This window comes from Pseudoalteromonas sp. MMG013, from assembly GCF_018100885.1.
Lineage (GTDB): Bacteria > Pseudomonadota > Gammaproteobacteria > Enterobacterales > Alteromonadaceae > Pseudoalteromonas > Pseudoalteromonas aurantia.
Map to the genome: position 1 here is coordinate 133,166 of NZ_JAGJEE010000002.1, position 26,768 is coordinate 159,933.

The following is a 26,768-nucleotide window of genomic DNA, read 5'->3' on the forward strand; positions in this document are numbered from 1 at the left end:
TGGTAAGTGAATAACTTTACATGGATAGTAAGTACACAATAGTGAAGCTTGAGTGTCGCAAGTGAGCATCACGACATTTAAGTCGTGATTATATTCGTTAGCAAATAAACCTTTACGATTGAGCTGTAATTTTAGCTGAGATAATCCCTTTTTTGTTCTCATATCGGTTATATTAACCGGGTAGACTGATGCTCTAATGCGCTTCTAAGAGAAAAATAGTCACCGGTAGATACGGCCAATTTATGGATTAATTTCAGGAGATGGTTTTACTCACTTTGTCTATTTTTTCAATGGCTTGTTCCAATTGTTGAGTGGTTATATATGGTGCAGGGCCTAATCTCAACTGATCCCCACGACTATCGCATTGCACGCCTTGAGTAGCTAATGCACTGACCCACTGAGCCGCTACTGGGGTTGTCAGGGCTAAAAAACCGGCATTGTGAGTTAGTGAGTGAGACGAAAATTCAAAGTGTGCATTCAGCTTTGGCTGTGATTTAATACCGTTGGCTAAATACAAAATTTGTTGTTGACTAACAGCCCTTAATTTTGAAGGGGTTAGCTGCTGCTGAGCAAAAAAATCAAATACGGCAGCGGCGCGGTAGTGACTCGTTGGATCGTAAGTTGAACCATCAAATGCGCTACTACCCACCCCATATCGTACCTCACCCGGCGATTGCTCTAGCAGGCTAAACTCTGCAAACCACCCAGTAATGATAGGGCTTCCTTGATGACTTGGTGGTATGCGCAACATGCAGTTTCCTTCACCGGCTTGGCAGTATTTATATCCGCCAGAGACAATAAATGCATGCTCTAAGTCCCACTCTTTTAGGCTAAATGGTACGACATTGAGCGCATGATATGCATCGACTAAACAAGGAACCGTGAGCGTATGGGCGTAACGTGCAACATGGCCTATGTCATTGAATATCTCGCTGGTACCGTAAAATACAGCGGAAAGCATGACCGCGTCAGTGTGTTGATCAATTTCCTCAATAAGTCGTTCAGCCAATGTTTCACTCGGTTGAACAGGTACATTCACTATCTTTATATTGAGATCTTTTAGGCGATTCAGTTGTCGTCGCATAGAATGGAATTCACCATCAGTGGTAACAATTTTGATAGGGCGTTTTCGTGGTGTTTTAAAGCATGATAGATCAGATAGGAACCTGAGTAATAGCTCATGAGTGGATGCGCCCAATGTAATTTGGGCAGTGGGATCATCGAGTAAAGATGCATAAAACGCTTTCACTTGAGCTGCTTTTTTAAAAGCCAGCTGCCATTTATCGTCTATGTGCTCAGCAGCGTGTTGGTAACACTCTAAGACCCCTTGCTTGGCAACGTTTGGCCACGCTTGATGAGAATGACCTGATAAGAGGATTCGTTTGTCAACTTTAAAATCACTGTAGTGCGGCTGCAGTAATTTGGCGAATTCTGTTGTCATTATTTTACTCCAATAAAAGCAGTTATAGGTGAGTACGTAACTCAAAGAGCTCAGGAAAAAAACTGATATCAAGTGCTTTTTTTAAAAAGCTTACCCCTGATGAGCCTCCCGTGCCTATTTTATTTCCAATAATACGTTGAACCGTATACATATGCTTAAAACGCCACTGCTGGAAGCTATCTTCAATATCCACTAATTTCTCGGCAAGCTCATATAAGTGAAAGTACTGCTCCGCGTTTTGGTAAACCGTTAACCAGGCATTTAAAACACTTTTGTTTGCTTGATACGGCAGGCTAAAGTCTCTCTCTAGTACCGCCTTATCGATTGGTAACCCGTGGGATTTGAGTGCAAGCAATGCTTCATCGTATAAACTTGGTTGATTGAGAATGTATTGCAGTTCTTGATGCACTTGAGGGTTACTTTCGTGTACTTTTAGTAGCTCAGCGTTTTTATTGCCTAACAAAAATTCGATCTTGCGGTAACCATAAGATTGAAACCCCGAAGAGTGACCGAGTGTATCGCGAAATTTTAAATAATCTACAGGGGTTAACGTCGATAGAATTCCCCAAGACTGAGTGAGCTGGCTAAGTATTTGTTTTACTCGTGCGATTACTTTAAAGGCATGTCCAAAATCGCCACTTTTGATATTTTCTACCGCTTCATTGAGCTCATGTCCTGCGAGTTTAATCCATAACTCACTGGCCTGATGGATGACGATAAATAGCATTTCATCGTGCTGGTTAGAAAGAGGGTGCTGAGCATTCAGTACTTTTTCTAAATTTAAATAATCACCGTATGACATGTCATCTTTAAAGTCAGTATGAATGTTGTCTTCAATTGCTCGATAGTTGGTTTGACCTTCAGGGTCAGTGGGCTTATTGCTGTACGGACAACTCATTGCTTTTCCTGTTTTATTTGGTGCTACTAATTGGTTATTTTAGTTTTTTCTAGTGCAGAATAACAAGCAATGACCATTTCAACAAAATACACGTGATTTGAGAAAAGATGAGCTATCCATATTTATCATTTTGACATGGCGAAATATGAATATAAAACCGGTAATAGGCCATACTGTTAGAATGAGTATGGCCTACTTTTTAAGTTAGTATGCAGTAAGTTGGTAGTCACTTCCGTCTTTGGCCGTATACTGTTTAACACTGGAAGTGTTACATAACGCATGTTGAACACCGGTTAAAAAGCTCACCCAAAGACGTTTTAACTGTGGCTGAACATGTTGATTATCTAACGCACTTAATGCTGTTTCGAATTGAATATCATCGATATGCGCGACATCACTTTTACCTGTATTTCCACAGCGGTTAAATGTGAGTTCAACGTGTAATCCATCTGCTTTTTTCAGTAAAATAGCGGTTGGATCATCTTTATGTCCACATAAAGCAACAAATTGACAGGGCTGTTTTAGCCCACAATGAGTCCCATCTGCGAAGAAAGCCATTAGATGATTGTAGTAAACAACGTAATGCGTGGTTTGCATATGTGAGCCGTAATCTAATGGGCAATGTTCATCTAAAAATCGTTTTGCTAGTTCTAGTTTTTGACAACCTTGTACAGAATTGTCGATGGGTGAACGGGTAAGTGCTGTCATGGTATGTTCCTCATTCTTCGAGTCAGATAAATATTGTGAGAGTGGACAAATTCAGTGTAGAAGAATATTTTTTATAATTTGACAAAAAGAATTTTACAGTGTGAATTTTACAAATAATGCTAAGGTTAATGTCTATGCAATGTAACTGAGGTCAAATAAAAACAATGAAAAATAACCAAAGTTTGATGCGGAAATCTCATTTTACGGGAACAAAAATTCGTAATTTGCGAAAACGAAATAATTTAACGCTTGAAGATTTATCGGCACGCTGTATTAGAATTGATGCAGGTTCAGCACCCTCGGTTTCATATTTATCAATGATTGAAAGAGGAAAGCGAACCCCGAGTATGGACATGTTAGACAATTTAGCGGAGGTGTTTCAAAAGCCCATTGATTGGTTTTTAGACAATGATCCTGAACCCAACACAATCGCGCCGATTAAGGGGAATCACGGTGGAATTGAAGGTATGGCGTTAGAGCCTAATTTTTTATTCTCTAATGAGATACTACAAATTGCTATCCCTGAGATGCTGTCGCAAACGGGGATAAGTGGCCGTCAATTTGCTCATTTATTGATACGTGCACATCAAGAGCACCATCAAAATCATTTCCCTGATTTAGAGCGTGCTGCCGAAGAAGTGGGAAAGAAAAACCTCTATTTAAATGCCAACGATTTACTCACCATTGCCAAGGAAAAAGGTTTAAATATCAAGTGGTTTGATAACGCACCAAAAAATTTATTAAATCAAGAGAGGACGGTAGATGACGTATTGGTAACATCCTATTTCACACCACCAAATACTGTAAATCTAAATACACTATTGCATCAGCGAGAGAGCCGTTTAAAGTATGATCTGGCTGTTCATATTGGTCATGCCGTGTTACATAACTTGGAAGGCTTACACTGTGTATTAAAAATAGGTGGCAGCGATGTTGAAGTACAGACTGAGCTGAGTACACCTAATGCACAAGATACACTGAATGCATGGCGAGATTTTGAATCTAGTTTTTTTGCAGGGGCTTTGTTGTGTCCTAAGGCCCCATTTCGTCAATTACTCGATAGCTGTGGATATGAGATTAAAGTGCATGAACAGCTTAATATTTCAGCATCTGTTGTAATGCGCAGAATGACGGTGGTGTCGTCTTATCCTCATTGGCATTATTTTGATGCTTATCAACCAGGCAAATTAAAAGCGGTGTACCGAGGTAATGGGATCCCATTACCATGGGGTAACATGCGTGTTGTCGAAGACCCTTGCCAACATTGGGCGGTGTTTCGTAAGTTTACTGATGACTCAGGGGGGAGTAGTGCGCAATTGTCTGTTTTAATGGTAGCAGGCGAGCCGAAATTATATTGTTGCGAGTCTATACAGGTACATGATTTAGCTGGAAGTCCTCATATTTTATGTGCTGGTATTGATCTCACTCCTGCAATTGCAGCGCAAGGCTTTGATGCCCCCGAGATAATACGTCAATTGCAGCAATTATGTATTAAACATGGGGGATCAAGTGTTGTGCCTCACGTATTAAAAACACAACTTATGAGTGTTGCTAGAATCTTAAACATAAATTGGATAGAGCGTGGAATTGAAAATGAAGTAAGAGTTATTTGTACTCGCGGTAATACGTGTCCTAGAGAGCCAAGCTGTTATAAGGCTTAGCTTGAATGGATGTACCTTATATAGTACCTTGTTTTGGTTTTAGTTATAAAGGACATTAAATGAAAGGCTCAATAGTACGGTTAACTTCAAGCTGTGATGGGGTGAGTGAGATTTTTTCAGAAATAGATAAATTGATGCACTCATTGTACCCAAGCGAACTCAACATATTGTTGTCCGTCGATGAAGTTGACCAGAGTAATAGTGAGTTGTGTGGAATTTATATTGAAGGGGAGTTAGCCGCATGTGGTGCTGTTATTTTCAAGCAGGAAGACAATGCTAAATATGGGGAGTTTAAGCGAATTTATGTCAAGCCTCAGTTTAGAGGTTTGGGTCTCTCAAAAAGAATACTATCACACTTGATTTCGCTGGTAACAGAGCGGGGTTTAAATAAAATTATGCTTGAGACTGGGGTTAAACAATATGAAGCAATCGCATTGTATCGTTACTTTGGTTTTTACGAGCGGGATAGTTACGGAGCATATAAACCAGATCCGGAATCTATGTTTATGCAGTTGTATGTGGCGGATAAACCAATTTTGGCACAAACATAATTGTATTAAAAATCAAGTATTTTAATTTAAATACTTAAATATCTAACTTTTTGTCACGCAAAATGATTTTTATCATTTTCTTTTAGCTATAAAAATTGTGATTCATGATTCAATATAAAACGCTCTGTTTTAGGGCTTTTACATTGCTATTTTTACTAACTTTAGTAATAGTACCTTTAGGTACAAACTTACGATTCCTTATTTAAAAGCGAGGTGTTTTACATGAAAACGGTTCTTATCACAGGAGCAAACCGTGGCATCGGATTTGCTTTAACCACGTTGTATTTACGTGCAGGATGGCAAGTGCTTGCGACATGTAGAGACCCTAAAAGTGCTGAAGCGCTTCAATCGCTTACGCTTCGCTACCGTTCGTTAACTATTTTTACTTTAGATATAACCAATTACGCACAAGTAACTCAGTTGGCTTTGCAACTACAAGGCCAACCAATTGACGTTTTGTTAAATAATGCCGGAATTTACGGCCCTCAGAATTATGGCTTTGGCCATTGTGACACACAGGCGTGGCAAGATGTTTTTGAAACAAACGTAATTGCACCGATTAAACTAGCAGAAGCATTTGTGGCACATATTAAAAGCAGTGAGTTAAAAGTCATTGCAGCTATTTCTTCAAAAGTAGGCAGTCATACTGAAAATACAAAGGGTGGGGGTTATATATATCGTAGCTCTAAAGCTGCACTCAATTCAGCGATAAAAAGTTTATCGAATGATCTTTTACCGGAAGGGATCAAAACGGTGTCATTGCACCCTGGCTGGGTAAAAACCTCAATGGGTGGCCCTAACGCTTTGATTGAGGCTGATGAATCAGCGCAAGGGCTCAAGTATATTATAGATAACTTGCAAGATGCCCAAAGCGGTGGTTTTTATAGCTATACTGGTGACGAGATACCTTGGTAAGTATCTTTGCGGCTTTAGCTTATTAACCTTTGAGTCGCTGCGAGGTTAAATGCACTAATTAAAATTTAACCAGTGTAATTTGTAAACTGATTACGTCATCAAACCCCATATCATTGAAGTAGTGGCTATATGCGAATTGAACGCTTAAGCGAGCAGTAAATTTATATTTTATAAATGGTTTTACATAAGTTGAGTTTTCAAATTGATACAAGTCTTGTTCTGTACATTGCTCACAGCGTAATATTGTTCTGGAATATTAATATTAATTTAGTTCCATATATGGTAACATTCGACTGTTTTTTTGAAATGGAATAATTTAGATTTTAAGCTTTAAAGGATGATTTTTCATTACATTATTAAAGCTAAGCCCACTTTTTAATAGAACAATATCATTTAAATTATAAACTTAATCTTATGGAGATTTTTATGAGGCATATATGCCTTTTTTTCATGCTTTTTTTTAGTAGCTTTGCGTTTGCTAATTGCCAGGTTGAAGGTTCAACTAAAGCCCAAGTTAATATTTCCGATTGTCCTAGCTTTAAAGGGAATTATTCTTATATCGATGAAGCAATAAAAAGTGCAATCAATATTACAGATAATATATACATTCCAGCTGGTCACTTTAAACTTAAAGGTAGCGAGCCTCTTATACTTGCGAGTGGCAAGAAACTCTATGGTTCTGGTAAAAAGCAAACAGTCATTACTGTTGATGAAAACACCAGTAAGACAAAAGATGAAACTCCAACATCAATATTAGATGTTAGCGTAGGCGCATCTTTATCTGACCTAACTTTACGAATTGAGTGTAGTGATTTGCAAGATCCAGATTTTAGTCATACATGCATACTTAGAGAACATATTGCAGTGCAACTGAAATCCGATAATAATTCCGAAAATCGGAATATCTTGCTGGATAATATAGATATATTCGGTTTTAAATATGCGCTAAAAGGTGACTCGTTAGCAAACGCAAATGTTAAAGTAAGTCACTCAGCGTTTAATGGCAATACATTTGGTGTATCTCTATCAGGAGACGGGACCGGAACGGTACTATTCGATTTGTTTCGAACGCGAGATTCTATCGATTATGGGAATATATATGAAGATGTTTTGGTTGGTATAGACATTGATAATATACCCGACATCAAGTTATACCAAAGCGCCTCAGAATCAACAGAAGTGTCTGTTAGAATAAAAAATAGTAAAAATGTTTATTTTAAGAATTACTACGCTGAACACGTAAAAAATATAATGTTGGATTTACAAAACATTGATTTTATGCACCTCGATAGTAGCTTTTCCCAAGGCCCTGTAACCAAGCCAAAAAGTGGTACTTTTTTATCGGCTAAAAATGTTGACTTATTAAAGCTATCCGGTTCTACAGGACAAGAGTACTGGAAAACTTATTACTCACTTTGTAATACGACTGTGTATGGTATGCCATATCATGGAAATGGCCAAATTGTTTTAAGTGATGATTTAAAATGTACGATGGAATCACACATTGAATACCTTTTACAACCTAAAGATGCTACGCCCAATAAGTTTACATATTTAACACAATATAATCGTACGGAACAGCCTTTCTTGCTTAGAAAAAATAGCAAATACAATGTCGCTTATACATGCAACTCCTCAACGGGTATTAAGGTGGGTAGCATTGATTTTAAAACCAATAATGAGGCTAAATTTACATCAGGGGAAAGTGAATTAAAGGAAAAGTTATTTTCTTTGAACTCCGATTATCCTGATTCGAAGTTAGGGATAAAAAGCAACTGCTCCGGCAAAGCGGCTGTTTATTTAAAGCAAATAAGTAATAATGGACAATAGATAATGTATAACCTTGTAAATAATCATCTCAGATACAGCTTTGTGATATTTTTATTACTTTTCCCTCGTTTTATATATGCCGCAGAGGCACAATTAGTTTTAACTTGGTCACCTTCCACTATAGCCCCAGGCCAGCAAGCAACTTTAGCTTGGACAGCTCGTAACGTAAAAAGCTGTTTACTTGACGGTGTAAACCATGGTTTTGGTGGCGGATGGACTGGTACTTATCATGAAGGGTGGACATCAAACTACGAGTGTTTGACTCATGATGGGGACAAAGTTTCAACCTCCGCAACTTTGACAGTCAAAGAGCCTCCGCCAACCGTTTATTTAACTTGGTCACCTTCTGTTATCGAAGCAGGCCAAAAAGCGACATTATCTTGGAGTGGTAACAATGTAGAAAACTGCTTACTTGACGGTGTAAATCATGGATTTGGAGGTGGCTGGACTGGTACTTATTTTAATGATGTGACAGCCAACTATGTGTGTAAAGGCAAAGATGGAAGTACCGCACAAACCTCTGCGACTTTGACTGTCAAAGAGCCTCCACCAACCGTTTATTTGACTTGGTCACCTTCTGTTATCGAAGCAGGTCAAAAAGCGACATTATCTTGGAGTGGTAACAATGTAGAAAGCTGCTTACTTGACGGTGTGAATCATGGGTTTGTAGGTGGCTGGACTGGTACTTATTATAATGACCTGACAGCCAACTATGTGTGTCAAGGCAAAGACGGAAGTATCGCACAGATCTCAGCAACTTTGACGGTTAACCCACCTCCGGCTAAGCCCAGCGTTACATTATATTGGTCACCTTCAGTGATAGATTATGCTCAAGAAGCGACGCTTACTTGGCAATCTAGTAATGCAACTAGCTGTAAACTTGATAATGTTGATCACGGTTTATATGGTGGTAGGAGAGCAAATTATAACAAAGGACATACGTCAGAACTTGTTTGTTCTGGCCCTGGAGGTACAACCAGTACTACGGCCAAACTTATAGTGAAGCCTCAGGCCATACTTGAATGGGTTCCAAATCGAATTAAAGAAGGCGGATCAGCTAACCTTGCATGGAGTTCTAAAAATGCGATTAGTTGTCTATTGGATGGGGTCAATCATGGATTTGAAGGTGGTTGGGCTTCACATCCAACAGAAGGCAGAACATCTACTTACGAATGCCTAGGCCATGATAATACTAAAAAAACCGTAACAGCAACGCTTATCGTAGTGCCAAAAAGTCCAACTGATTTTGAGCTGATCAAACAGGCAAAATGGTTAAATGAACATGTAGAGCACGGTGGTAAAGGAGTATTTGCTTGGGAAAGCATTGCTGAAAATTGTCAATTGACAACAAAAAAACCGACTAATGACGTTTCCAGTGAAGAAGTTAATGGAACCGGCAAGAAGGAATTTTTAGGTCTTAAGGAAACAACTACAGTGACGTTAGAATGCAGCATTAATGGCGCAACGTCGAAGATTTCTAAAACTATAAATGTCGCACCCCCTACGAGTTTCCCCGTACCTAATGATTACGTGGTAGTTAATGGATTCACGACTACAGCAATAAAAGAAGCCGTACAAGGCGCTTTAAAGGAAACGAATAAAGTTATTTATTTTCCTGAAGGAAATTACACAATAGATGAAACTATAAATATTGCACAGTTCAAGAAAGAAACTAAAATAGTGGGTTCTGGCGTGGATAAAACTAAGATTGTTATAGATTCTGCAGTGGATGTGGCCTTCAAATTATCGAATTTTTCTGACGTTTCAGGAATTAGTTTTGAGGGGCAAATGGAAAGTGGAAGTATTGCATTAAAATTAGCTCGCGAAACACTCCGCGGACCAGCTGGAAACGGTAATCATGGTGGTAGATTTAATAATCTTTCGTTTAAAAATCTCGGTGAAGGTATTAATGCTGAGTATTCACTGTTCTCTGAGTTTAAGCATATTACTATGGATAATGTTACAGTTGGGCTAAATTTACATTCAAATGAATCTCCCTCGAATTGGAACAGCTTTAATGCTTCTGATGGGGCTTGGTACCATAATGTGGTAACGATTGACGATATTGAGGTAAACAATGCACATACGGCGTTGTCTCTCACGACGATGGCCACCAATGTTAAGAATGTGAAAGTAACTAATAGTAATACAGCTATAAAGTTTAACTGGAAAGAATCGACGAGTGGATTGTTTAATAATTCAGTTGAAGGCTTTGAGTCAATTGATAATGTGGTTGGTATTGATATTAACACTGCTGAATATTTAGATATTACGAATTCAACTATTTCTTCAAAAGACTCCGGTGTTGCTTTGAAGGCAGTTAGAGTTAGTAAAATTAACACTAATAATTTACGCATTGGGAGTAATCAAAGAATAGAAGCAGAAAATGCCTTTATTGAATTATCACAGAGCATAGCACTTGATACAGATTCAAGGTATAAGTTTAAGCTTTCTAAACCTTCCGAATCGGAAGGTAAAAGAGGACTCTATGTTAAAGTCGAACGTGCAGGGGGCGGCAAAACGCAATACCTATTTACGATAGATAATGCGTTAGATAAGTCGAAGGAGCACACTCTCCTTCCTTTTAGTGGTGATAATCGTGAACATACTGTTGTCATTATAAAAAACACTGAAACTGATGATTTTGATTTTGATTTTGATTTTGATTTAGAGATTAGATCGAAGCAACAGGCTATTTATAAGGTAACTTATATAATGCAGTAGACAGTGAAACTTATAGACACCATTTAAATACTAGGTGGTGTCTAGTGAGTAGCGATTTAGCCACACTCAATTCAGCGACAAAAAATTTATCGAATGATCTTTTACCGGAAGGGATCAAAACGGTGTCATTGCACCCTGGCTGGGTAAAAACCTCTATGGGTGGCCCTAACGCTTTGATTGAGGCTGATGAATCAGCGCAAGGGCTCAAGTATATTATAGATAACTTGCAAGATGCCCAAAGCGGTGGTTTTTATAGCTATACTGGTGACGAGATACCTTGGTAAGTATCTTTGCGGCTTTAGCTTATTAACCTTTGAGTCGCTGCGAGGTTAAATGCACTACTTAAAATTTAACCAGTGTAATTTGTAAACTGATTGCGTCATCAAACCCCATATCATTGAAGTAGTGGCTATATGCGAATTGAACGCTTAAGCGAGCAGTAAATTTATATTTTATAAATGGTTTTACATAAGTTGAGTTTTCAAATTGATACAAGTCTTGTTCTGTACATTGCTCGCAGCGTAATATTGTTCGGGTCAAATCGGTATACTGATACCCTCCCAATACACCGAACTGCAGCGCATTTTGATAAAGAAAACTGGTAAATACACCTGCTTCTACGTAGATAGCTTTTCCAAAAATACTAGACTCTTTTTCAGACAACTCGCCAGTGAATTCATTTCTTACAGACTCTGAAAAGGGGAGTTTATCTTCTATGTAAATGAAATCAATTCCTGCTGAAAATAGCCCGAAGGACTCGTATTGGCCACTATAAAAAGCGCCTAAACTAACGCCAAAGTCTTCTAACAATAAGCTTTGTTCAGGGTTATTCGTTTTATTATTTACGCTCAGGTAACTCGTTTTTAACCCGATATGATACTTATAAAAATCTAAATCGTTGGCTTGGGTTTTTACACTATGTGCGAGTAATAATATGAATATGGTAATTGAAAAGTATTTCATAGATTAAAGCTCCTTTAATTGAATTGGCAATCTCGTACTAAATGTACGGCATGCTTTTCGGTCCTATCACCATAAAAAATAATGCTATTTTGATATTGATAATGGAAGGTTTTTTCAGTCTCTTTACTATGTGGCGTTGCGCTCCAAACCTGTGTCATCGGTACATTTGCAAATGCAAAGGGGTTAAGCGCAGGTTCTTCACATTGGTTTTCTATGGTTCTTTGTAGCTCCTTAATATTAGGTAATCGCCAGGGGGTTTTGTTGTTTGTTTGTTCTTTATTTTGATTTGCATATTCGAGTGCTTCCTGCCAAGTTAGGAGTGAAGCTTCTCCTTCTGCGCAATTTTCACCACTTTGTCCAGCAACACAGGCTTGCCAGATAAGCCCTGTAAATGTATCAAATATCTCTCCAGTTACATCTCGTTTAAATCGAGCGATTGGTGCTGTGGGTGATACTATTGAGTTACAGCGTTGTTTAGGGGCAACTTGATTTCTTAATGAGGGGTCTAACTCACGTACTGTTGCTTCTGGCAATTTGTTTTCGAAGCGTTTACCTCTAACAAGCCGTATCATTTGTTTATTTGAACTAATCCCTCCGGCAACTGTGCCAAAGTTAAAGTTGATTGACCAGATACTATTTGTATCATCGGTATCAAGAGTGCTTGTCCAATAATTACCAACTTTGGTATTTGGAAAAGCGGATACATCAATAGCCGGTTGTACGGCGCTATAATCTACAAGGTCTTGTAATTCTATTTTTGAGGGCAGTCGCCAATCATTGTAACCACAAAGATTTTGGTTGTTGATGTAAGCAATATATTTTTGAGTATCACAGTTACCTAGGTTATTACATTCTCCTTGATCATAGGTCGAATACTCTGGGTGTTTAGGATCTGCATAGCTATAGGTTTGGTCTGATGCGTTAAAAAGGCCACTCGTAGGTTGTGTTTTAACTTCCCATGTTAAGTTGGTTAGGTTATCTCGAACACATTGCCATGTAGCAAAATCATTAGGTAAAACCTGACCATCGTTTGCTATTTTAGAATAATCAAAACTGGCAGCACCAAACCCGACTTTAATTAATCCAGTCGCATCGGCTAGGAAATCTCGGCCTACTTGGCAATCTTGTAAAAACGGGTCTTGTATGTTGCAAGAAGCTAAGTTTTCAGAGGTATATCCTGCGCTATATTGAATCCCTGTGTCATTTCCTTTTAGCACTATTTCGTCACAACTGCATGAACCATTGCACAAAGGTAGATCTGGAAGCTCAATAGTTTGAGGGGGTTCTGGTATATCGATATTAGGAAGGCTATTATCCGAATCGTCGGGTTTATAATTACAACCTATTAATGCAAAAAAAAGAATTAACAAAATAAATTTTATCATTCTATTTAACCAAAAATAACTCATTCTATTTTCGCTCATAGCTATCCTAATTTCGCTAAATTTGTAAAAGCTCTATTATTTATATAACTGCAAGAGATGAAGGGTGGTAGCAACATCTATTTTAGATGATGATTTTATTTTCATCAAAAAAACGGAAGTATTCACACATTATTCAGATAGAATTTTTGCAGTTCGCTATGTTAGCTCTATGCTTAGAATAATATATTTAGTTTCATATCATGCCACGATGAGCTGAATATAGCGTATTAGCTCATAGAAACAGAAACAAAAAGGAAATATTTATGGAGTCAGTAGACCCACTTTTAATTGCATTTCTACCGAAAGATATTCGTTCGATGTTTTTCCCATATGCGAGTGTTCAATTGGGGGCGTTATTGCTTAACTTGCTACTGGGGTTTGTACTTGCATCCATTATTGGTTACCACTTTCGTAAATATTCTTCGGCATTTTGTAATCGGCAGGACTTTTCAAGGTTATTTCCACTATTGATGTTAACCGTTATTTTGATTATTACGGTTGTTAAGGCATCGTTGGCCTTGGCGCTGGGTTTAGTTGGCGCCTTGTCAATTGTACGTTTTAGAACACCTATAAAAGAACCAGAAGAGCTTATCTACTTGTTTTTAAATATTGGAATTGCAGTTGCACTGGGGGCAGGGCAAACTTTAGCGGCTATTGTGGCATGTGTGGTTACGTTGGTACTAGTGACTTTAGCGAAGAAGCGTCATGCCAAATCGTATGAAGAGAATGGCTTATTTTTGTCTTTGAGTTATTTAAACCCTGAGTCTGGTACTTCAACAAACGTGTCTTTAGACGCTTTAAAGACGACCTTGGAAAGGTATTCCGTGCGCATGGAAATGCGGAGATATGATACTGATAATGATAGATTTGACGCAACATTTTTTATTTCAATCAAAAATGCAGAGCACGTTGACAAGTTAGTTGATGACTTGAAATCTCAGTATAATGGAATAAATGTGTCGTTATTAGAGCAGCATAACATTACAGGTGTATAGCGATGCGTTTAGATTCAACTCACGCGCGTACTTCAAAGGCTGAAAAGCTAGCACTAATAGGTGCGTTATGCGTTATTGTCATTTTATTATTGCCATCGGTGAATATGGTTAAAACGCTGCTGATTCAAAGTGGTTTTGTATCTTTACATCAAGACAGTAAAGAAAAAGCCATGCAGCTAGTCAGTGATGTAGTGCGAGCGCCTTTGAATTGGGCTATGGCTGATAGCGACCTCCCTGTGTTAAAAATAGACATTAAATACCAAGATTGGTTGTTGCTTGAGAAAGATCGGGATACTGCATTTACGCACGGGCAAATTCCAGAACAAAGAAGCGAGGTGGCTGGGAGTGTATTTTTTGAAAACAAGAAACTAAAAGCGACGATTAGGCTTCAAGGCGATATGTTAGATCATGTGGCGGCATATAATCGTTGGTCATTGCGTGTTGAATTGAAACAGAAGCAGGCTTTATTCTCGGCAAGGCGTTTTTCTTTATTGAGCTCTAATGTTCGAATACATCAAGGGCCCATGTTATTTTCTGAAACGTTAAAGCTGGCGGGCTTTGATATCATCACTCCGACGTATAGGCCTGTAAAAGTGGTAATTAATGGCCAGAACTGGGGTGTAATGATGTTTGAGCAAGCGTTTAGTCAAGATATGCTTGCAACAAATAACCGCACGGAGGGGATGATTGTTCGGTTAGATTTACATCAGCAAACAGCATCAGAAAATTTGCAATTGCAGCGGGTATTGAAGCCACGAGTTATCCAAAGAAATACGGTACTGAAAAATGCCAGCCTTAGCAAACAGCGACAAATAGCGTTGGCATTGCTGAGCGACTTTCTTGATGGCAGACGCACTGCGAGTGATGTTTTTGATGTAAAAAAGCTAGGGCAATATTTGGCGACAGTTGATGTATGGGGGGCATGGCATGCGTTAACGTGGAATAATTGGCGCTGGTATTACAATCCACATACAGCGAAGTTAGAGCCAATTCAAAGTGACGTAGCTGTTACTCCCGCTGAGCATCACTGGCTTATGCAGCCACCTTCAAATGACTTTTTGATCAGTAAACAAATGCTCGCAGACCCTCGCGTGAAACATGCCTATAACCAAGCATTACAAACATTAAAACAGCAATTTAGTCGTGGTGAGTTGTTGGCAAAACTGTCAGAACGCCAGCAGCATTTTATTCAACGCATTCACGCTAGTGCCCCGCTTGTAAATACATTTAATTTAGCATTGCTAGAAAAGCAATTACATTGTATTGAAAATGGGTATTTAGATGAGCCTTGTCAAAATATTCAACCGATGGATAGCGCGCTTCATCGACATATGACAAGTATGGTAGCGCAAAGAAGTTGGGACCTGGTGAGTGGTTTTACTAAATCCTCAGGGGTATCTGAGGTGACTATACGCAATCCGGATTCGCAGTCTCTTGAAATAAAGGGGATCAGTGGTGTAAATAAATTTGATTTACAGTTTCCACTCGAGAATATAAATGCGCAATTACCGGTAATGCTTACAGCCGGCTCTGAATTGACCTTTTCACTACCGCAGGAGTTAACACAGGTAGAAGTGACCGCGGGTTTAAGTGGTAAAAAGAAAGCACGGTTTACGTTTATAGAGAATATACAACCATTGAGCTTTATACCAAGACCAACACAGCACTTAAATCTTAAAAAGTATCCATTTATTGAAGTGGCAGAAGGGCACTGGAAAATTAAAACGGGTCATTGGACTATTGATGACTATATTGTCTCTACAGATGATATTGATTTAGTCATTGACGCAGGTACGCATTTGACGTTTACCGAAGGTTCGGGGCTTATGATATTTGGAGGAGTGATGTTAAAAGGAAAGCTTGAAGCACCTATTGTCATTACACGTGCTGAAAATGCCTCATATTGGGCCGGAATTTCAGTATTTAATAAAAATAGTCGCTTAGGCTCATCAATCACACATACTCAATTGAGTCATGCAAGTAGTCCTAAATTAGGTTTGTGGCAACCAAGAGGCTCAGCCTATTTTATTGGTGGGAAAGTTAATATAGATGGCTTAAAAATAAGTGACAATTACTCAGAGGATGCACTAAATATCATCAATGGCGATGTAACAATATCGAGGTTATCGATACGAAATGCCTTATCAGATGCATTCGATTGTGATTTTTGTACAGGAAGCGTGAGTAATTCGGCTTTCAATGATGTTGGGGCTCGTTCTGGGGGCGATGGAATTGATGTGAGTGGGTCTAACTTAAAGATAAGTGGTACGCATTTTACTAATATACGTGATAAAGCTATCTCGGCTGGGGAGCGAAGCCAATTAGCGGTATATGATAGTCAGTTTTCTCGGGTGAACTTTGCCTTAGTAGCAAAGGATGACTCAACGATTGTAGGAAGTAAATTAACGGTAATGAACGTAAATCACTATGCGTTAATGAGTTACAGCAAAAAACCATATTTTGGGCCTGCTAAAATGGATGTTTCAGAATTTACTTGTAAAGATGTAGGTTGTGGTCAAAAAATGGTGAGTCAAATTGGGAGTATGCTTAGTGTAAATGACAAGCAGATAACACCACAGCCTTTAAGTGTTAAAGGGTTGTATCAAACAGTTATGAAATCGGATAAGCCAAAATGACGCAACAAAATAGACGGTTTGAAGTTAAGATACCGATACCATTAAATCGGCTACATAATATTCAAGCATGGCTTAAAACACATTTACTTGGGTTTGAAGAGAGTTTTCCTGAGCGTTATGTTAACAGCCTTTATTTAGATGATGCTCATTTGGAGCGATATGAAGAGAACTTAAGTGGTATTAGTTTTCGCAAGAAAGTTCGAATTCGTTGGTATCATGATTTGGTACAGGCTGAGAAAGCAAAGCTAGAATTTAAACACCGAGAAGCAGGGAAAGGGTATAAAGTAACTTTTCCATTAGATTTTGACTTAGCAAATGGGCAAGGGAGGTGGCCGGACATATTGCGCGTGGCTCATAAGTCGCTGCCTCATCGAGGGCAACTGCTATGGGGGAATGAGCAGATGCCGATTTTAGTATGTCGTTATCAAAGACAATACTTTGAGTCAAAATGCCGGCGAATACGGGCGACATTTGATCAAGATATGCATGTGTTTGATCAACGGTATCATACTAGTCTGAATTTACGTAAGCAGATATCTTTAGGTGCTTATGTGTTGATGGAGCTCAAAACAGATGAGTTATATGAACGTCAGTTGTCGGCGTTGGTAGGGAGTTGTCCACTAAGACCTTCTCGACATTCAAAATACGTGAATGGCATACGCATGTTGACGTGGTATTAATAGAGCGCATATTTTTAGGGTATATGCTGAATTTAAATAGATAACTAAGGCTTTTTTGAGCCTTACCGGTTTCATTAATGAGTTTTGCTGGATTTTTTAAAAAAGTACTTTGAAACGAAGGTTACAACCAGAGTTATTACGTTGTAATTTAAATATAAGAAGATAAAGAACTTATATTTAAATATACATAGGCTAAAAAATCATAAGGGTAATGTTCTCTGCGGCTAAGAGTCTGTTTATACTTGATGAGTTATTTTCAACTACCTCATCGTGACAGATACCTATACATTTGCAATTGTTGTGAGAAAGATAAAATATTGGCACTAATGTGAATTGAGGCAAGGTGGGTTACGGGTGCCCTTGCTTTTTTTTTCGCCAATGATTGAATGATTTTCATACTTTTTTTACTCGCTCCGTGATAATTCGTATATTCACTTTCTTGGCTGATTAGCTGTAAATAAGCATCACGTACTTCGATTACACGGGAGGCTAACGGAGAGTTTAAGCGAGACAATGTTATTCTGGTATTATTTAGAGATTCATCCCAGTATGCAAGGGTATGTTTAGTGTGTCGGATCATTGGTTTCATCATCGGAATGACAACAGCAGGGCTAAACAAATTAAGGTTATAGTTTGTTATTGTATAAAGCTCATTTAACTGAGACACACTTGCTGTGGAAAAATCGGCAAGCTGCTTTGTTAGTAATAGGTCTAAAGTAGCTTGTAGTTGATCAACCTGATTTTGACTGGCAGTGATTAGCTCCTTTATTATTGGGTCTTTTCGAGTGTTCTTTGGGAGTTGAGACAGTACCTGAGAAATGGTGTCATCATGTGTAATTAATGATTTATAAAGCTCATTTAATGCTAAGGTTTTCCAGCGTGACGCGTTAGTTGATAAAAATGTTTTGAGTGGACTGACGCGTATATAGGCATTGTAAGATTGTACCGCTTCAATAAGGTGTGACACTTGCGCATAAGTTTGTAACTTTTTTAAAGTTTCATCAACTTGTATTGAATTGTTGGACAGTTTAGCTTGGTGTGCGGCCTGTTGTGCCTCAATTATTTGGCCTGCAGCTAAGAGTTGATTTGCATTATTTAATTGCTCTATGCTGCCTTGGATATTCGCGAGAGGTATTTTCCATTCATCACTACCGTAATTAACTAATTCAGATAGCACTTTATACTGAGCATTTAAGTCTCTATTTACTTGCGCATTTTGCAATTGAGTTTCAAGTTGCGCAATATGGTTTGGCTTACACCCAGTTATTCCTAGACATAGAGTCAATATCATCAACTTTATTATTTTTATCATCGAGGGTCCTTAATATTGAAACTACAAAATACCAATAACTTGCCATTTTTGCGATGAATAGTTCGATTTTACAGCCGCTTAATGCTTGATAGCAAGCATTCTTTGAGCTAGCCTTATAACTGATAAATATAATAACAAGTGATTTTTTGAACGGTGACCGAAGCAAGTTGTTTAGGGGACATCATTCATCACAGGAGCACGGAGCGGCAGATGTGAACTCTAGAACGATATTTAAGCAATGGACTAATAAATATTCGATAACAACCTCAGTATTGGTATTCCTTGTGTTTAGTGCGATATCACTATTTATATCTACGGGACGGGTGGGTATTGATATTTGGTATGCGAACATGGCTTTTGGACTACTACTTTCACTACAAAGCTACCACCATTGGATTAAGCATTGCTTAATCATTTTCAGTATTAACTTATTACTTTATGTATTAGTTGACAAGATTTCTATGGCCGCGATTATTACTATGCTCAGCAATATTATAGAAGCGGTGTTAATTGCGCTTTTAGTAAAGCAAGCAATGCTTAAAAAAGTCAATGGACATAATGTACTTGAGTTTACTTTTTTATTGTATAAAGTTGTTGTTATTCCGAGTGTATTAGGGGCTTTGTTTTTTGCCTGTTTAGAAGTTAATTTAGGAAACCAGCCTTGGTTTTCTGCTTTCAGTACAAAGTTAATAGCAACTGTTTTGGGCGCCGTTTCTATTTTTCCGTTAGGTTACTATATTTATTATACTAAAAATCAAGGTCAAACTCAATATGAACATAAGTCAATACTTCTTATTGGACTGACTACTGTAATTAATGTTGTTGCATTAAAGTATTTACCTTTTCCATACGCTTATACATCACTAGCACTGGTGCTTTCAGCATTATTTATGCCATTTAGTATGGTTTCTATTAATATATTAGTTAATAGTATTGTGAGTTTGTACTTCGTTTCAATTGGCCTCATCACGATCACTAAAGGTGAACACGCTGAAACTTTATTTCTACTGCCTATGCTGATCACCTATATTACGCCAGCACTGCTTTCAGCTGCGTTGACAAGTTATCGGCATACTTACGCTAAATTAACCTCAGCACATGCAACGATTAAACGAATGTATGATTATACGCCAGTTGCTATGCTTTCTATTGATAGTAAAGGCATTGTCAATGCGGTAAGTGAGCAGTGGTTAGATTTACTAGGTTACACAAGAGAAGATGTTTTAGGTCGAAGAGCGATTGATTTTTTAACACCTAACTCACGAGAGTACGCAATTAATTATGTTCTTCCTGAGTTTTTTAAATTGGGTAAAGTTGAAAATATTCGTTATCAAGTCCAGCATAAAAAAGGCATGAGTATTGATGTAGAGCTAACCAGTGTTATGGAGCCGAAGTCATTACACTTAGGAAAATACTTTAACTCTTTGGCTGTTATTAAAGACGTAACTACTGAAATCACTTTGACAAAGAAACTAGCACAAGACCGAGAGCTACTGGAAACAACATTGATGTCAATTGGTGATGGGGTTATTGCTACTGATGTGCATGGTTTAACTCGGTTTGTCAATCCGATAGCAGAAAGTTTACTCAGTGTACGTCGAGGTGAAATGCTGAAAAAACCAGCAGAAAATTATATACATTTAATAGATCGGCATAACTCCACCAGGTTACCGTGTCCGATCAGGCAAGTGCTAGATAGTCGGAAGAAATATACGTTTGAGCAAGATGCGATATTAGTGAGTAAGACGGGCGTACAATATAGTATCCAAGATACCACGACGCCAATCGTTAGTTCAAAAGGGGAGTTACAAGGTGTAGTAATGGTATTTCAGGATGTAACTGAGTTGGTTGCAAGTAATGATAGGATGGCTTACCTGGCTCAACATGACTCATTAACGGGTCTGCCAAATAGAACGTTAGCACTCGATCGCTTGCATCAAGCATGTAGTAAGCACACTAGGGTGCCACAAGCATTTGCTGTTGCTTTCGTAGATGTGGACAATTTCAAACAAATTAATGACACGCACGGTCATGATACTGGTGATGTCATTTTGCAGAACATCGGGAAAAAGCTAAATACTATTCTGAGATCGAGTGATACGGCTGCGCGCATCGGCGGCGACGAGTTTCTATTGTTACTACATGATGTTGTTGATAGGCAGGCAATTTCACAAGTGTATGAAAAGCTTAACACAGCAATATCTGAGCCGATTATAGTGAACAAAAAAGCGATTTCGGTTTCAGTAAGTATCGGGGTTTGTCTGTTTCCCGATGATGGGACAGCACCCGAATTGTTGCTGAAAAATTCAGATGAAGCAATGTACCATTCAAAATCGCAAGGTCGCAATAGGTTGAGCTTTTATAGTCAATCTGTAGATATCAAGACCTTTAATTATATGTCATTGAGTGACTTTATTTCAGATCCGAGTATTAATTTTAATGAAATATTTTATATTACACCTTTGATAAAAGCGGTTGATCACAGCATTCAAGGAGTAATTATTGGTTATGATTTCTCTAGTGTGTTACCCCAGTGTGAAAGTGCAGATGTATTTACTTTGGCACAAAAGCAAAGGGTGTTTTCTGAATTGAGCCGTAAGTGGTTTTTAGGGTTAAATAAAACATTATCGGGCATAAGGGGGGAGACACTAAAAGATATCACCATTCGAGTTGATGATAGGCACTTGGTCAGCTCAGAGTTTTATTTAGCGATAGAACAAACCTTGGAGTCTTTAAATATAGCGGTTGAGAAAATTGTGTTGAGCTTTAAAGAGTCTGTATTTTTCCATGATAATAAAATAACAATCAGTGCCATAAATAAATTAAAAAACCTTAATATTCGATTAGATGTAAGAGAGTTTGGAGTCAACAGTATATCGTTAGATTTTCTGAATATAGTCCCTTTAGACTCGGTCACGATTGGTGCTGGTTTAACCTCACAAATGGAGACTGAGCAGCATAATGAAGTACTTGCTTACACGCTGATAAAATTAGCTAAAAGTGTGAACTTAAAGTGCACGGCAGTCACTGTTGCAACATCATATCAAGCAACTTTATTAGAAGCGATGGGGTGTGACTATTTACTGGGGAGCTATTTTTATAAGCCTTTGCCTATCGAACAAATAAATAAACTTATTGATAAGCCATGTAATATAATGTTGGTTAGTTCAGATTACTAGCGCGTTTGTTTAAATCTTGAATTGTCACATATAGACTACATTGTGCCATGGGCTTCGAAAAATAGTACCCTTGAATTCGCTCAATATTCAATTCAGAACATATCGCTACTTGTTGTGCGGACTCAACACCTTCAGCCACGACAGAGATCCGCAATTGGTGCAGCATATGACTCAGCCCTTTGAGAATATGATAGTACCTAGGGAGTACGTGCACTTTATCAAGCAGCGATTTGTCTAGTTTCACTATATCTATTGGGAAGGTGAGTAAATGAGAAATCGATGAGTATCCGGTACCAAAATCATCTAAGGCAATTAAACATCCAAGTTCTTTGATTGCACTCACACTGTTATGGACAGAGTTGTCAGATTCTAGCAGTGCTGTTTCCGTGAGTTCAAAGACGATATTCTCACCTTTTGAGCTGTGTTTAGTTAAGCAATCCTGGATAAATGCAGGCAAATCATGATCGCGTAATTGTAACGGAGATAAATTGATGGTCATGATGATTTCATAACCTAATTTTTTGCTTATTGTGGTTTGTTCAATGATGGCTGTTTCAATAATCCAGCGACCTAAGCTATTAATGAGCCTAGACTCTTCTGCAATATTCATAAACTCTTGCGGGTTAGTTGCTATCTTCGCATTTGGCCATCGAATTAACGCTTCACATGAAATAACTTGACGAGTTTTTGTATCAACAATGGGTTGATAATGCATGGCCAAATCGCCGTGCTCATTGGCGTGACGTAATCCTATTTCGATACGATACTTTCGTTGGAAGTCTCTTTCCATATTATCTTCGAATAAACAGGCTTTATTTTTCCCAAGCTGTTTTGCTCGATACATGGCAATATCTGCATAGCGCATTAGGTCTTCAGCGGTATGCCCATTAAGGGGATGAAGTGCGATACCTATACTGCCTGTGACATGAATATGGCGTTGCTCAATTATAACGGGGTGAGTAACAAGTGTGAGAATACGCTGGGCAATACGTTCAATATACAAAGGCGAGCTAAAGGAAGTGAGAATAAATGCAAACTCATCACCACCAATGCGCGCCACAAGATCATTTTGCTTTAAAATACCTTTAAATCGTACTGCCATCTCTTGCAATAATGTGTTGCCAATATCATGGCCGAAGCTATCGTTTATATTTTTGAAGTTGTCTAAATCTAATTGCATTACTGCCAAGTTTGCACGGTAAGTTCGATTTGCAATAATTGACCGCTGCAGGGCTTCACCAAAATAATAACGGTTGTATAAACCAGTTAAATGGTCATTCTCTGCGAGTTCTTTCACTTGCTGATAGCTGTCAACAAGCTTTTTTTCTAATTCAAAGCGTTTCTTGGCTTGTAATAGAGCACGTTTTAGCTGACCTGCAGTGACCTCTGACTTTAACAAAAAGTCTTGTGCGCCGGCATCGATACTTTTGAGGATGATTGACTCGGAATGCTCATTGCTAATCATCACCACAGCCATTTTATTGAGCCAAGATCGACGCTTTAATTCAAGTAACATTTCAATGCCATTCATTTTAGGCATCATGTAGTCTAACAAAATAACATCAAAATTGTCATTTTCGATTAGGTTGAGTGCCTGCTCTGCAGTGTTGGCCTCAGTGAGCATGTAACCACTGTGTTCGGCACTAATGGAGCGTTGTATCGATTTTATATCAACGATATCATCATCAATGAGGAGTATATTCATGCAACACCTACGCTTTAGGAAGTTTCAGAATTCGCCAATAGCCATCAAGTACATCAATCACATCTAGAAATTGCGTGCTGATATCATCTTTTATAAAATACCCAGCGACATGTTTTTGATAGCTTTGGACTATATCTTGCTCATTGCTTGATGTCGTGAGCACGAATATAACGGAGTCACTTAGTTGTTCGTTGTCTCTAACCGCAGCTAAGAATTCAAGGCCATTCATACGTGGCATTTGTAAATCAAGTAAGATGATAAACGGCTTTTTAATTTTTTCCGTTTGGAGCAATTCAAGTGCATGAACGCCATCAATAGCACGAGTGATGGGGTTGAGAATTTTACGCTTTTTGAAACTGCGAACAATACTCATGTAATCAATATCGTCGTCTTCAACGAGTAAAACGTTAAGGTCATGATTCATGCGTGCACTCCAAAGGCAGTATGCTTAAGCACAGAGACTGAAGGCCATGAAATAATAAAAGATGTGCCCACGTCGTTATTGCGGATTGAAATATCCCCCCCGTAATTGCGTACTATCTTTTTACAGATAGAAAGTCCAATGCCAGAACCTTCTTGTTGATCTCTGGGCTTTAAGGTTTGAAACATTTCGAAAACTTTCGCATGATACTGCGAGTCTATTCCAGGTCCATCATCGCTGACTGTAATAGTATAAAATCCTCTATTTTCAGAAATATCAACATCAATACTACCGCTGTCGAGATGATGGTGTTTGATGGCATTACTGAGTAAATTTCGCAAAACAATCGTTATGGCATCTTTTTGCATTGAAATAGTTAAATCTTTACAAGTCACGTTAAAAGCATGGTCTACGCTCATCATCTCAAATTGCTCAAACACGAGCTCTTTAAGAGAAAACTCTTCGGTAATTCTTGGTGTTTGGTTGACTCGAGAATAAGTTAACATGTCGTTAAGGAGGCAAGTCATTCTATCAATTCTACTTTTGATTAGACTAAAATGTTCAATAGCGCCGGATGGTAATTCATCTTTGTAATCTTCATCTATCCATGATGCGAGTTTTGCAATGGCATTTAATGGGGCTCTTAAATCATGAGAAGCAATGTAAGCAAAATGGTCCAAATCTTGATTTGATTTCTTTAATTGCTTTATTAAATGTTCTCTTTCAGTAATGTCTGTGCAAATACCTAAAATATAGGGGCTGCCGTCTGTGCCTAAAAATCGTTTTTTCCGGGTGAGCAATGTTCTTACGCTATTGTCAGGGAAATTAATTGTTTCAATCGTTTCACTATAGCCATCGATAAGTGCTTTTTTATCCATAGCTAGAAATTGCTCTGCTTCATCAGGTTGGTAGTCTTCAACAGTGGTATAACCAATCACTTTATCCCTAGAGTTTTCCGGATACATAGAAAGAAAGGCGGCGTTGGCTTTCACGATTTTATAGTGTTCATCTTTGACAAATGCATAGCCCGGTATATTCTCAAATAAGAGGTCATTAAACTCGTTTTGGTCGTACGGCGTTATATCAAGTAGTGTGGATGTTAATTCTGTTTTTTCTTCCATACCTCAATTCCTTAGCGTTAAAAGAGTGTAGAATATCGAGTTTACGCGCCATATCTTTATGTATAGCCTGTTTTTATTAAAACTCAAAAATGTACGATGATAATTATGTGAAAATGCGACAGATGGCATGTTGTCGGAATGAACAGTAGATCAATAGCTAAAAGAGACTCGGAATGATAGCTATTTCTATTGTTTAGGAGTCATAAGTAATGGGTGTGTTTTTTGTAGTAAAAGACTTCGCTCGAATTACGTGAAGCAGGCTACTTAATAGAGTCAAGCAATGAAGCATATTGATAATAGGCCATTTGACTGAACCGTCTAAATTGCGGAAATGGAAAGTAGGGGACAGGTGTTTTATACATAGGTAAATTAGGGGGTTGGTATCCAGCAATTTGTTGTGCGAGCCGAAATGCAGCTTGTGCACTGAAGCTCACTCCAGCACCGCAATACCCTAGTATATAGCCAATGTTTTGATTAAAGTATACATGGGGCATGTCATCAAATGTGGCGGCTATAAATCCACTCCAATAGTAATCGTGGTTAATATTCTTAAGGCATGGAAAGCAAGCTGCTAGCCCTTTTTTAAGGCCATTCAAATATTTAGAGTCATGCTGTTGCGTCGCAAAAACAGCGCCGCGTCCACCAAATAGTATTCGGTTATCGGGTAAAAGGCGATAATAATACTTAAGTGTTCGGGTATCCATAGTGACTTGATGTGTTTTTAAACCTGTTTGAGCAAGCTCACTTTCTGTCAGCGCTCGGGTGACCATGATGCTGCTGAGAATTGGCAGATAACGATTATTGATGTCAGAATGTGTGAGCTTATTATTGTATGCGTTACCTGTATAGATAATATTCTTCGCGGTAATTGGGATGTCATTAATATAGAGCGTGTATGACTCATTTTGTTTTTTGGTATCTTGTACCAAACTATGCTCGTAAATTCTCACACCTGCGTTTAGTGCCATTTCTCTATACCCCAGTACCAATTTGAGTGGATTAACACCAAATCCATCGGTCAATCGCATTGCGCCGTAGGCTTGCACATTACGCATGTAGTGGTTTTGTAGTTGGGATGATGTTAAAAACTCGGCAGAATCTCCTAATTTTTGCATAAACAGGGCTTGCTCATTGAGGTTTTGCATTGCTTTGATATTATGCGCAACTTTTAGGTAGCCATTTTGTTGCTTGTCACATTGTATAGCGTGTTGATTTATTAGACTGGCAACGCGCGAGACTGCATTAGAATATTCACTATAAATATCTTTACATGTTTGTATTCCCCACTTTTTAGCAATGTGTGGGTAGCTCAATCGACCTGCTCCTTTCAAAACAAACCCCGCATTTCGGCCACTTGCACCAAAACCAACTTGATTGGCTTCTAGAATACAGCAGCTAATATTGTAGTGCGACGCTAAATAGTATGCGGTGAGTAAGCCACTAAAGCCGCCTCCAACAATGGCAACTTCAAATGTTTGTGGCGTTGTAGGAGGTGATAATGCATCAGGAAGAGATATCGTACTTGTCCAATAACTTTGCGCAAAAGGCTGACCTTGGCAATTGGCATGAGTGAGTGGATCATAATGCTTTGGCATAATTCTAGA

At 38.4% G+C, this 26,768-nt stretch carries 20 protein-coding genes; 10 read left to right on the forward strand and 10 right to left on the reverse strand.

Translation table 11 applies throughout. From position 1 onward, the window contains the following. Positions 1-253 precede the first annotated feature (253 nt). From J8L98_RS02670 to J8L98_RS02680, 3 genes are all read right to left on the reverse strand, one after another. On the reverse strand, positions 254-1,441 hold the full coding sequence (locus J8L98_RS02670) for a kynureninase (protein WP_210995171.1): 1,188 nt from the start codon (positions 1,439-1,441) through the stop codon (positions 254-256). A gap of 22 nt (positions 1,442-1,463) precedes the next feature. Next, positions 1,464-2,339, reverse strand: coding sequence for a tryptophan 2,3-dioxygenase (gene kynA, locus J8L98_RS02675; protein ID WP_210995172.1), 876 nt, complete (start codon positions 2,337-2,339; stop codon positions 1,464-1,466). Between the two features lie 204 nt (positions 2,340-2,543). Then, positions 2,544-3,047 carry a malate synthase gene (locus J8L98_RS02680; protein WP_192509718.1) on the reverse strand — a complete coding sequence of 168 codons (504 nt, stop codon included), beginning with the start codon at positions 3,045-3,047 and terminating at the stop codon, positions 2,544-2,546. Between the two features lie 164 nt (positions 3,048-3,211). Between J8L98_RS02680 and J8L98_RS02685 the strand changes: the two genes are divergently transcribed. From J8L98_RS02685 to J8L98_RS02710, 6 genes are all read left to right on the forward strand, one after another. Beyond that, positions 3,212-4,708, forward strand: a complete 1,497-nt coding sequence (locus J8L98_RS02685) for a DUF3612 domain-containing protein (protein WP_210995173.1) — start codon at positions 3,212-3,214, stop codon at positions 4,706-4,708. 59 nt (positions 4,709-4,767) lie between these two features. Continuing rightward, the gene (locus J8L98_RS02690; RefSeq protein ID WP_210995174.1) at positions 4,768-5,259 is read left to right on the forward strand and encodes a GNAT family N-acetyltransferase; all 492 of its coding nucleotides are present in this window, start codon (positions 4,768-4,770) and stop codon (positions 5,257-5,259) included. A gap of 222 nt (positions 5,260-5,481) precedes the next feature. Next, positions 5,482-6,174, forward strand: coding sequence for an SDR family oxidoreductase (locus J8L98_RS02695; RefSeq protein ID WP_210995175.1), 693 nt, complete (start codon positions 5,482-5,484; stop codon positions 6,172-6,174). A 426-nt stretch (positions 6,175-6,600) separates the two neighbouring features. Next, complete coding sequence (locus J8L98_RS02700; RefSeq protein ID WP_210995176.1) at positions 6,601-8,004, forward strand: hypothetical protein; 1,404 nt, start codon at positions 6,601-6,603, stop codon at positions 8,002-8,004. Positions 8,005-8,007: 3 nt separating this feature from the next. After that, a complete protein-coding gene (locus tag J8L98_RS02705) occupies positions 8,008-10,728 on the forward strand; it encodes a glycosyl hydrolase family 28-related protein (protein WP_210995177.1) in 2,721 nt (906 codons plus the stop codon). 44 nt (positions 10,729-10,772) lie between these two features. Then, entirely contained in the window at positions 10,773-11,012 is a 240-nt protein-coding gene (locus J8L98_RS02710; RefSeq protein WP_247682404.1) for a hypothetical protein, read from the forward strand. A 58-nt stretch (positions 11,013-11,070) separates the two neighbouring features. Here J8L98_RS02710 and J8L98_RS02715 read toward each other — a convergent pair whose 3' ends face one another. Together J8L98_RS02715 and J8L98_RS02720 are read right to left on the reverse strand one after the other, a co-directional pair. Then, complete coding sequence (locus J8L98_RS02715) at positions 11,071-11,691, reverse strand: hypothetical protein (RefSeq protein ID WP_210995178.1); 621 nt, start codon at positions 11,689-11,691, stop codon at positions 11,071-11,073. A 14-nt stretch (positions 11,692-11,705) separates the two neighbouring features. Next, the gene (locus tag J8L98_RS02720) at positions 11,706-13,115 is read right to left on the reverse strand and encodes a DUF1566 domain-containing protein (RefSeq protein WP_210995179.1); all 1,410 of its coding nucleotides are present in this window, start codon (positions 13,113-13,115) and stop codon (positions 11,706-11,708) included. A gap of 263 nt (positions 13,116-13,378) precedes the next feature. Here J8L98_RS02720 and J8L98_RS02725 point away from each other — a divergent pair, with 263 nt between their 5' ends. The 3 genes from J8L98_RS02725 to J8L98_RS02735 are packed head-to-tail and all read left to right on the forward strand — an operon-like array spanning position 13,379 to position 17,426. After that, positions 13,379-14,110 (forward strand): DUF4956 domain-containing protein, encoded by a 732-nt coding sequence (locus J8L98_RS02725; RefSeq protein WP_210995180.1) that lies wholly within the window; start codon positions 13,379-13,381, stop codon positions 14,108-14,110. Positions 14,111-14,112: 2 nt separating this feature from the next. After that, positions 14,113-16,746, forward strand: coding sequence for a CotH kinase family protein (locus J8L98_RS02730; RefSeq protein WP_210995181.1), 2,634 nt, complete (start codon positions 14,113-14,115; stop codon positions 16,744-16,746). After that, positions 16,743-17,426, forward strand: coding sequence for a polyphosphate polymerase domain-containing protein (locus tag J8L98_RS02735; protein ID WP_210995182.1), 684 nt, complete (start codon positions 16,743-16,745; stop codon positions 17,424-17,426). The genes J8L98_RS02730 and J8L98_RS02735 overlap by 4 nt, the downstream gene beginning before the upstream one ends. Before the next feature lie 265 nt (positions 17,427-17,691). Here J8L98_RS02735 and J8L98_RS02740 read toward each other — a convergent pair whose 3' ends face one another. Next, positions 17,692-18,738, reverse strand: coding sequence for a hypothetical protein (locus tag J8L98_RS02740; RefSeq protein ID WP_210995183.1), 1,047 nt, complete (start codon positions 18,736-18,738; stop codon positions 17,692-17,694). A gap of 212 nt (positions 18,739-18,950) precedes the next feature. Here J8L98_RS02740 and J8L98_RS02745 point away from each other — a divergent pair, with 212 nt between their 5' ends. Continuing rightward, positions 18,951-21,917, forward strand: coding sequence for a diguanylate cyclase (locus J8L98_RS02745; RefSeq protein ID WP_210995184.1), 2,967 nt, complete (start codon positions 18,951-18,953; stop codon positions 21,915-21,917). Here the strand turns inward: J8L98_RS02745 and J8L98_RS02750 are convergent. From J8L98_RS02750 to J8L98_RS02765, 4 genes are all read right to left on the reverse strand, one after another. Next, positions 21,901-23,622 (reverse strand): GGDEF domain-containing response regulator, encoded by a 1,722-nt coding sequence (locus tag J8L98_RS02750; protein ID WP_210995185.1) that lies wholly within the window; start codon positions 23,620-23,622, stop codon positions 21,901-21,903. The genes J8L98_RS02745 and J8L98_RS02750 overlap by 17 nt on opposite strands. A gap of 7 nt (positions 23,623-23,629) precedes the next feature. Then, positions 23,630-24,046 (reverse strand): response regulator, encoded by a 417-nt coding sequence (locus J8L98_RS02755; protein WP_210995186.1) that lies wholly within the window; start codon positions 24,044-24,046, stop codon positions 23,630-23,632. Beyond that, positions 24,043-25,164, reverse strand: coding sequence for a PAS domain-containing sensor histidine kinase (locus J8L98_RS02760; protein WP_210995187.1), 1,122 nt, complete (start codon positions 25,162-25,164; stop codon positions 24,043-24,045). The genes J8L98_RS02755 and J8L98_RS02760 overlap by 4 nt, the downstream gene beginning before the upstream one ends. Positions 25,165-25,424: 260 nt before the next feature. Beyond that, positions 25,425-26,759 carry an FAD-dependent oxidoreductase gene (locus J8L98_RS02765; RefSeq protein ID WP_210995188.1) on the reverse strand — a complete coding sequence of 445 codons (1,335 nt, stop codon included), beginning with the start codon at positions 26,757-26,759 and terminating at the stop codon, positions 25,425-25,427. Positions 26,760-26,768: the final 9 nt, after the last annotated feature.

Coding starts and splice junctions, on each gene's coding strand:
- J8L98_RS02760 (WP_210995187.1), bottom strand. CDS start 25,164: ATGGAAGAAAAAACAGAATTAACATCCACACTACTTGATATAACGCCG.
- J8L98_RS02765 (WP_210995188.1), bottom strand. CDS start 26,759: ATGCCAAAGCATTATGATCCACTCACTCATGCCAATTGCCAAGGTCAG.
- J8L98_RS02700 (WP_210995176.1), top strand. CDS start 6,601: ATGAGGCATATATGCCTTTTTTTCATGCTTTTTTTTAGTAGCTTTGCG.
- J8L98_RS02715 (WP_210995178.1), bottom strand. CDS start 11,691: ATGAAATACTTTTCAATTACCATATTCATATTATTACTCGCACATAGT.
- J8L98_RS02705 (WP_210995177.1), top strand. CDS start 8,008: ATGTATAACCTTGTAAATAATCATCTCAGATACAGCTTTGTGATATTT.
- J8L98_RS02670 (WP_210995171.1), bottom strand. CDS start 1,441: ATGACAACAGAATTCGCCAAATTACTGCAGCCGCACTACAGTGATTTT.
- J8L98_RS02735 (WP_210995182.1), top strand. CDS start 16,743: ATGACGCAACAAAATAGACGGTTTGAAGTTAAGATACCGATACCATTA.
- J8L98_RS02685 (WP_210995173.1), top strand. CDS start 3,212: ATGAAAAATAACCAAAGTTTGATGCGGAAATCTCATTTTACGGGAACA.
- J8L98_RS02720 (WP_210995179.1), bottom strand. CDS start 13,115: ATGAGCGAAAATAGAATGAGTTATTTTTGGTTAAATAGAATGATAAAA.
- kynA (WP_210995172.1), bottom strand. CDS start 2,339: ATGAGTTGTCCGTACAGCAATAAGCCCACTGACCCTGAAGGTCAAACC.
- J8L98_RS02690 (WP_210995174.1), top strand. CDS start 4,768: ATGAAAGGCTCAATAGTACGGTTAACTTCAAGCTGTGATGGGGTGAGT.
- J8L98_RS02725 (WP_210995180.1), top strand. CDS start 13,379: ATGGAGTCAGTAGACCCACTTTTAATTGCATTTCTACCGAAAGATATT.
- J8L98_RS02695 (WP_210995175.1), top strand. CDS start 5,482: ATGAAAACGGTTCTTATCACAGGAGCAAACCGTGGCATCGGATTTGCT.
- J8L98_RS02680 (WP_192509718.1), bottom strand. CDS start 3,047: ATGACAGCACTTACCCGTTCACCCATCGACAATTCTGTACAAGGTTGT.
- J8L98_RS02730 (WP_210995181.1), top strand. CDS start 14,113: ATGCGTTTAGATTCAACTCACGCGCGTACTTCAAAGGCTGAAAAGCTA.
- J8L98_RS02740 (WP_210995183.1), bottom strand. CDS start 18,738: ATGATAAAAATAATAAAGTTGATGATATTGACTCTATGTCTAGGAATA.
- J8L98_RS02750 (WP_210995185.1), bottom strand. CDS start 23,622: ATGAATATACTCCTCATTGATGATGATATCGTTGATATAAAATCGATA.
- J8L98_RS02755 (WP_210995186.1), bottom strand. CDS start 24,046: ATGAATCATGACCTTAACGTTTTACTCGTTGAAGACGACGATATTGAT.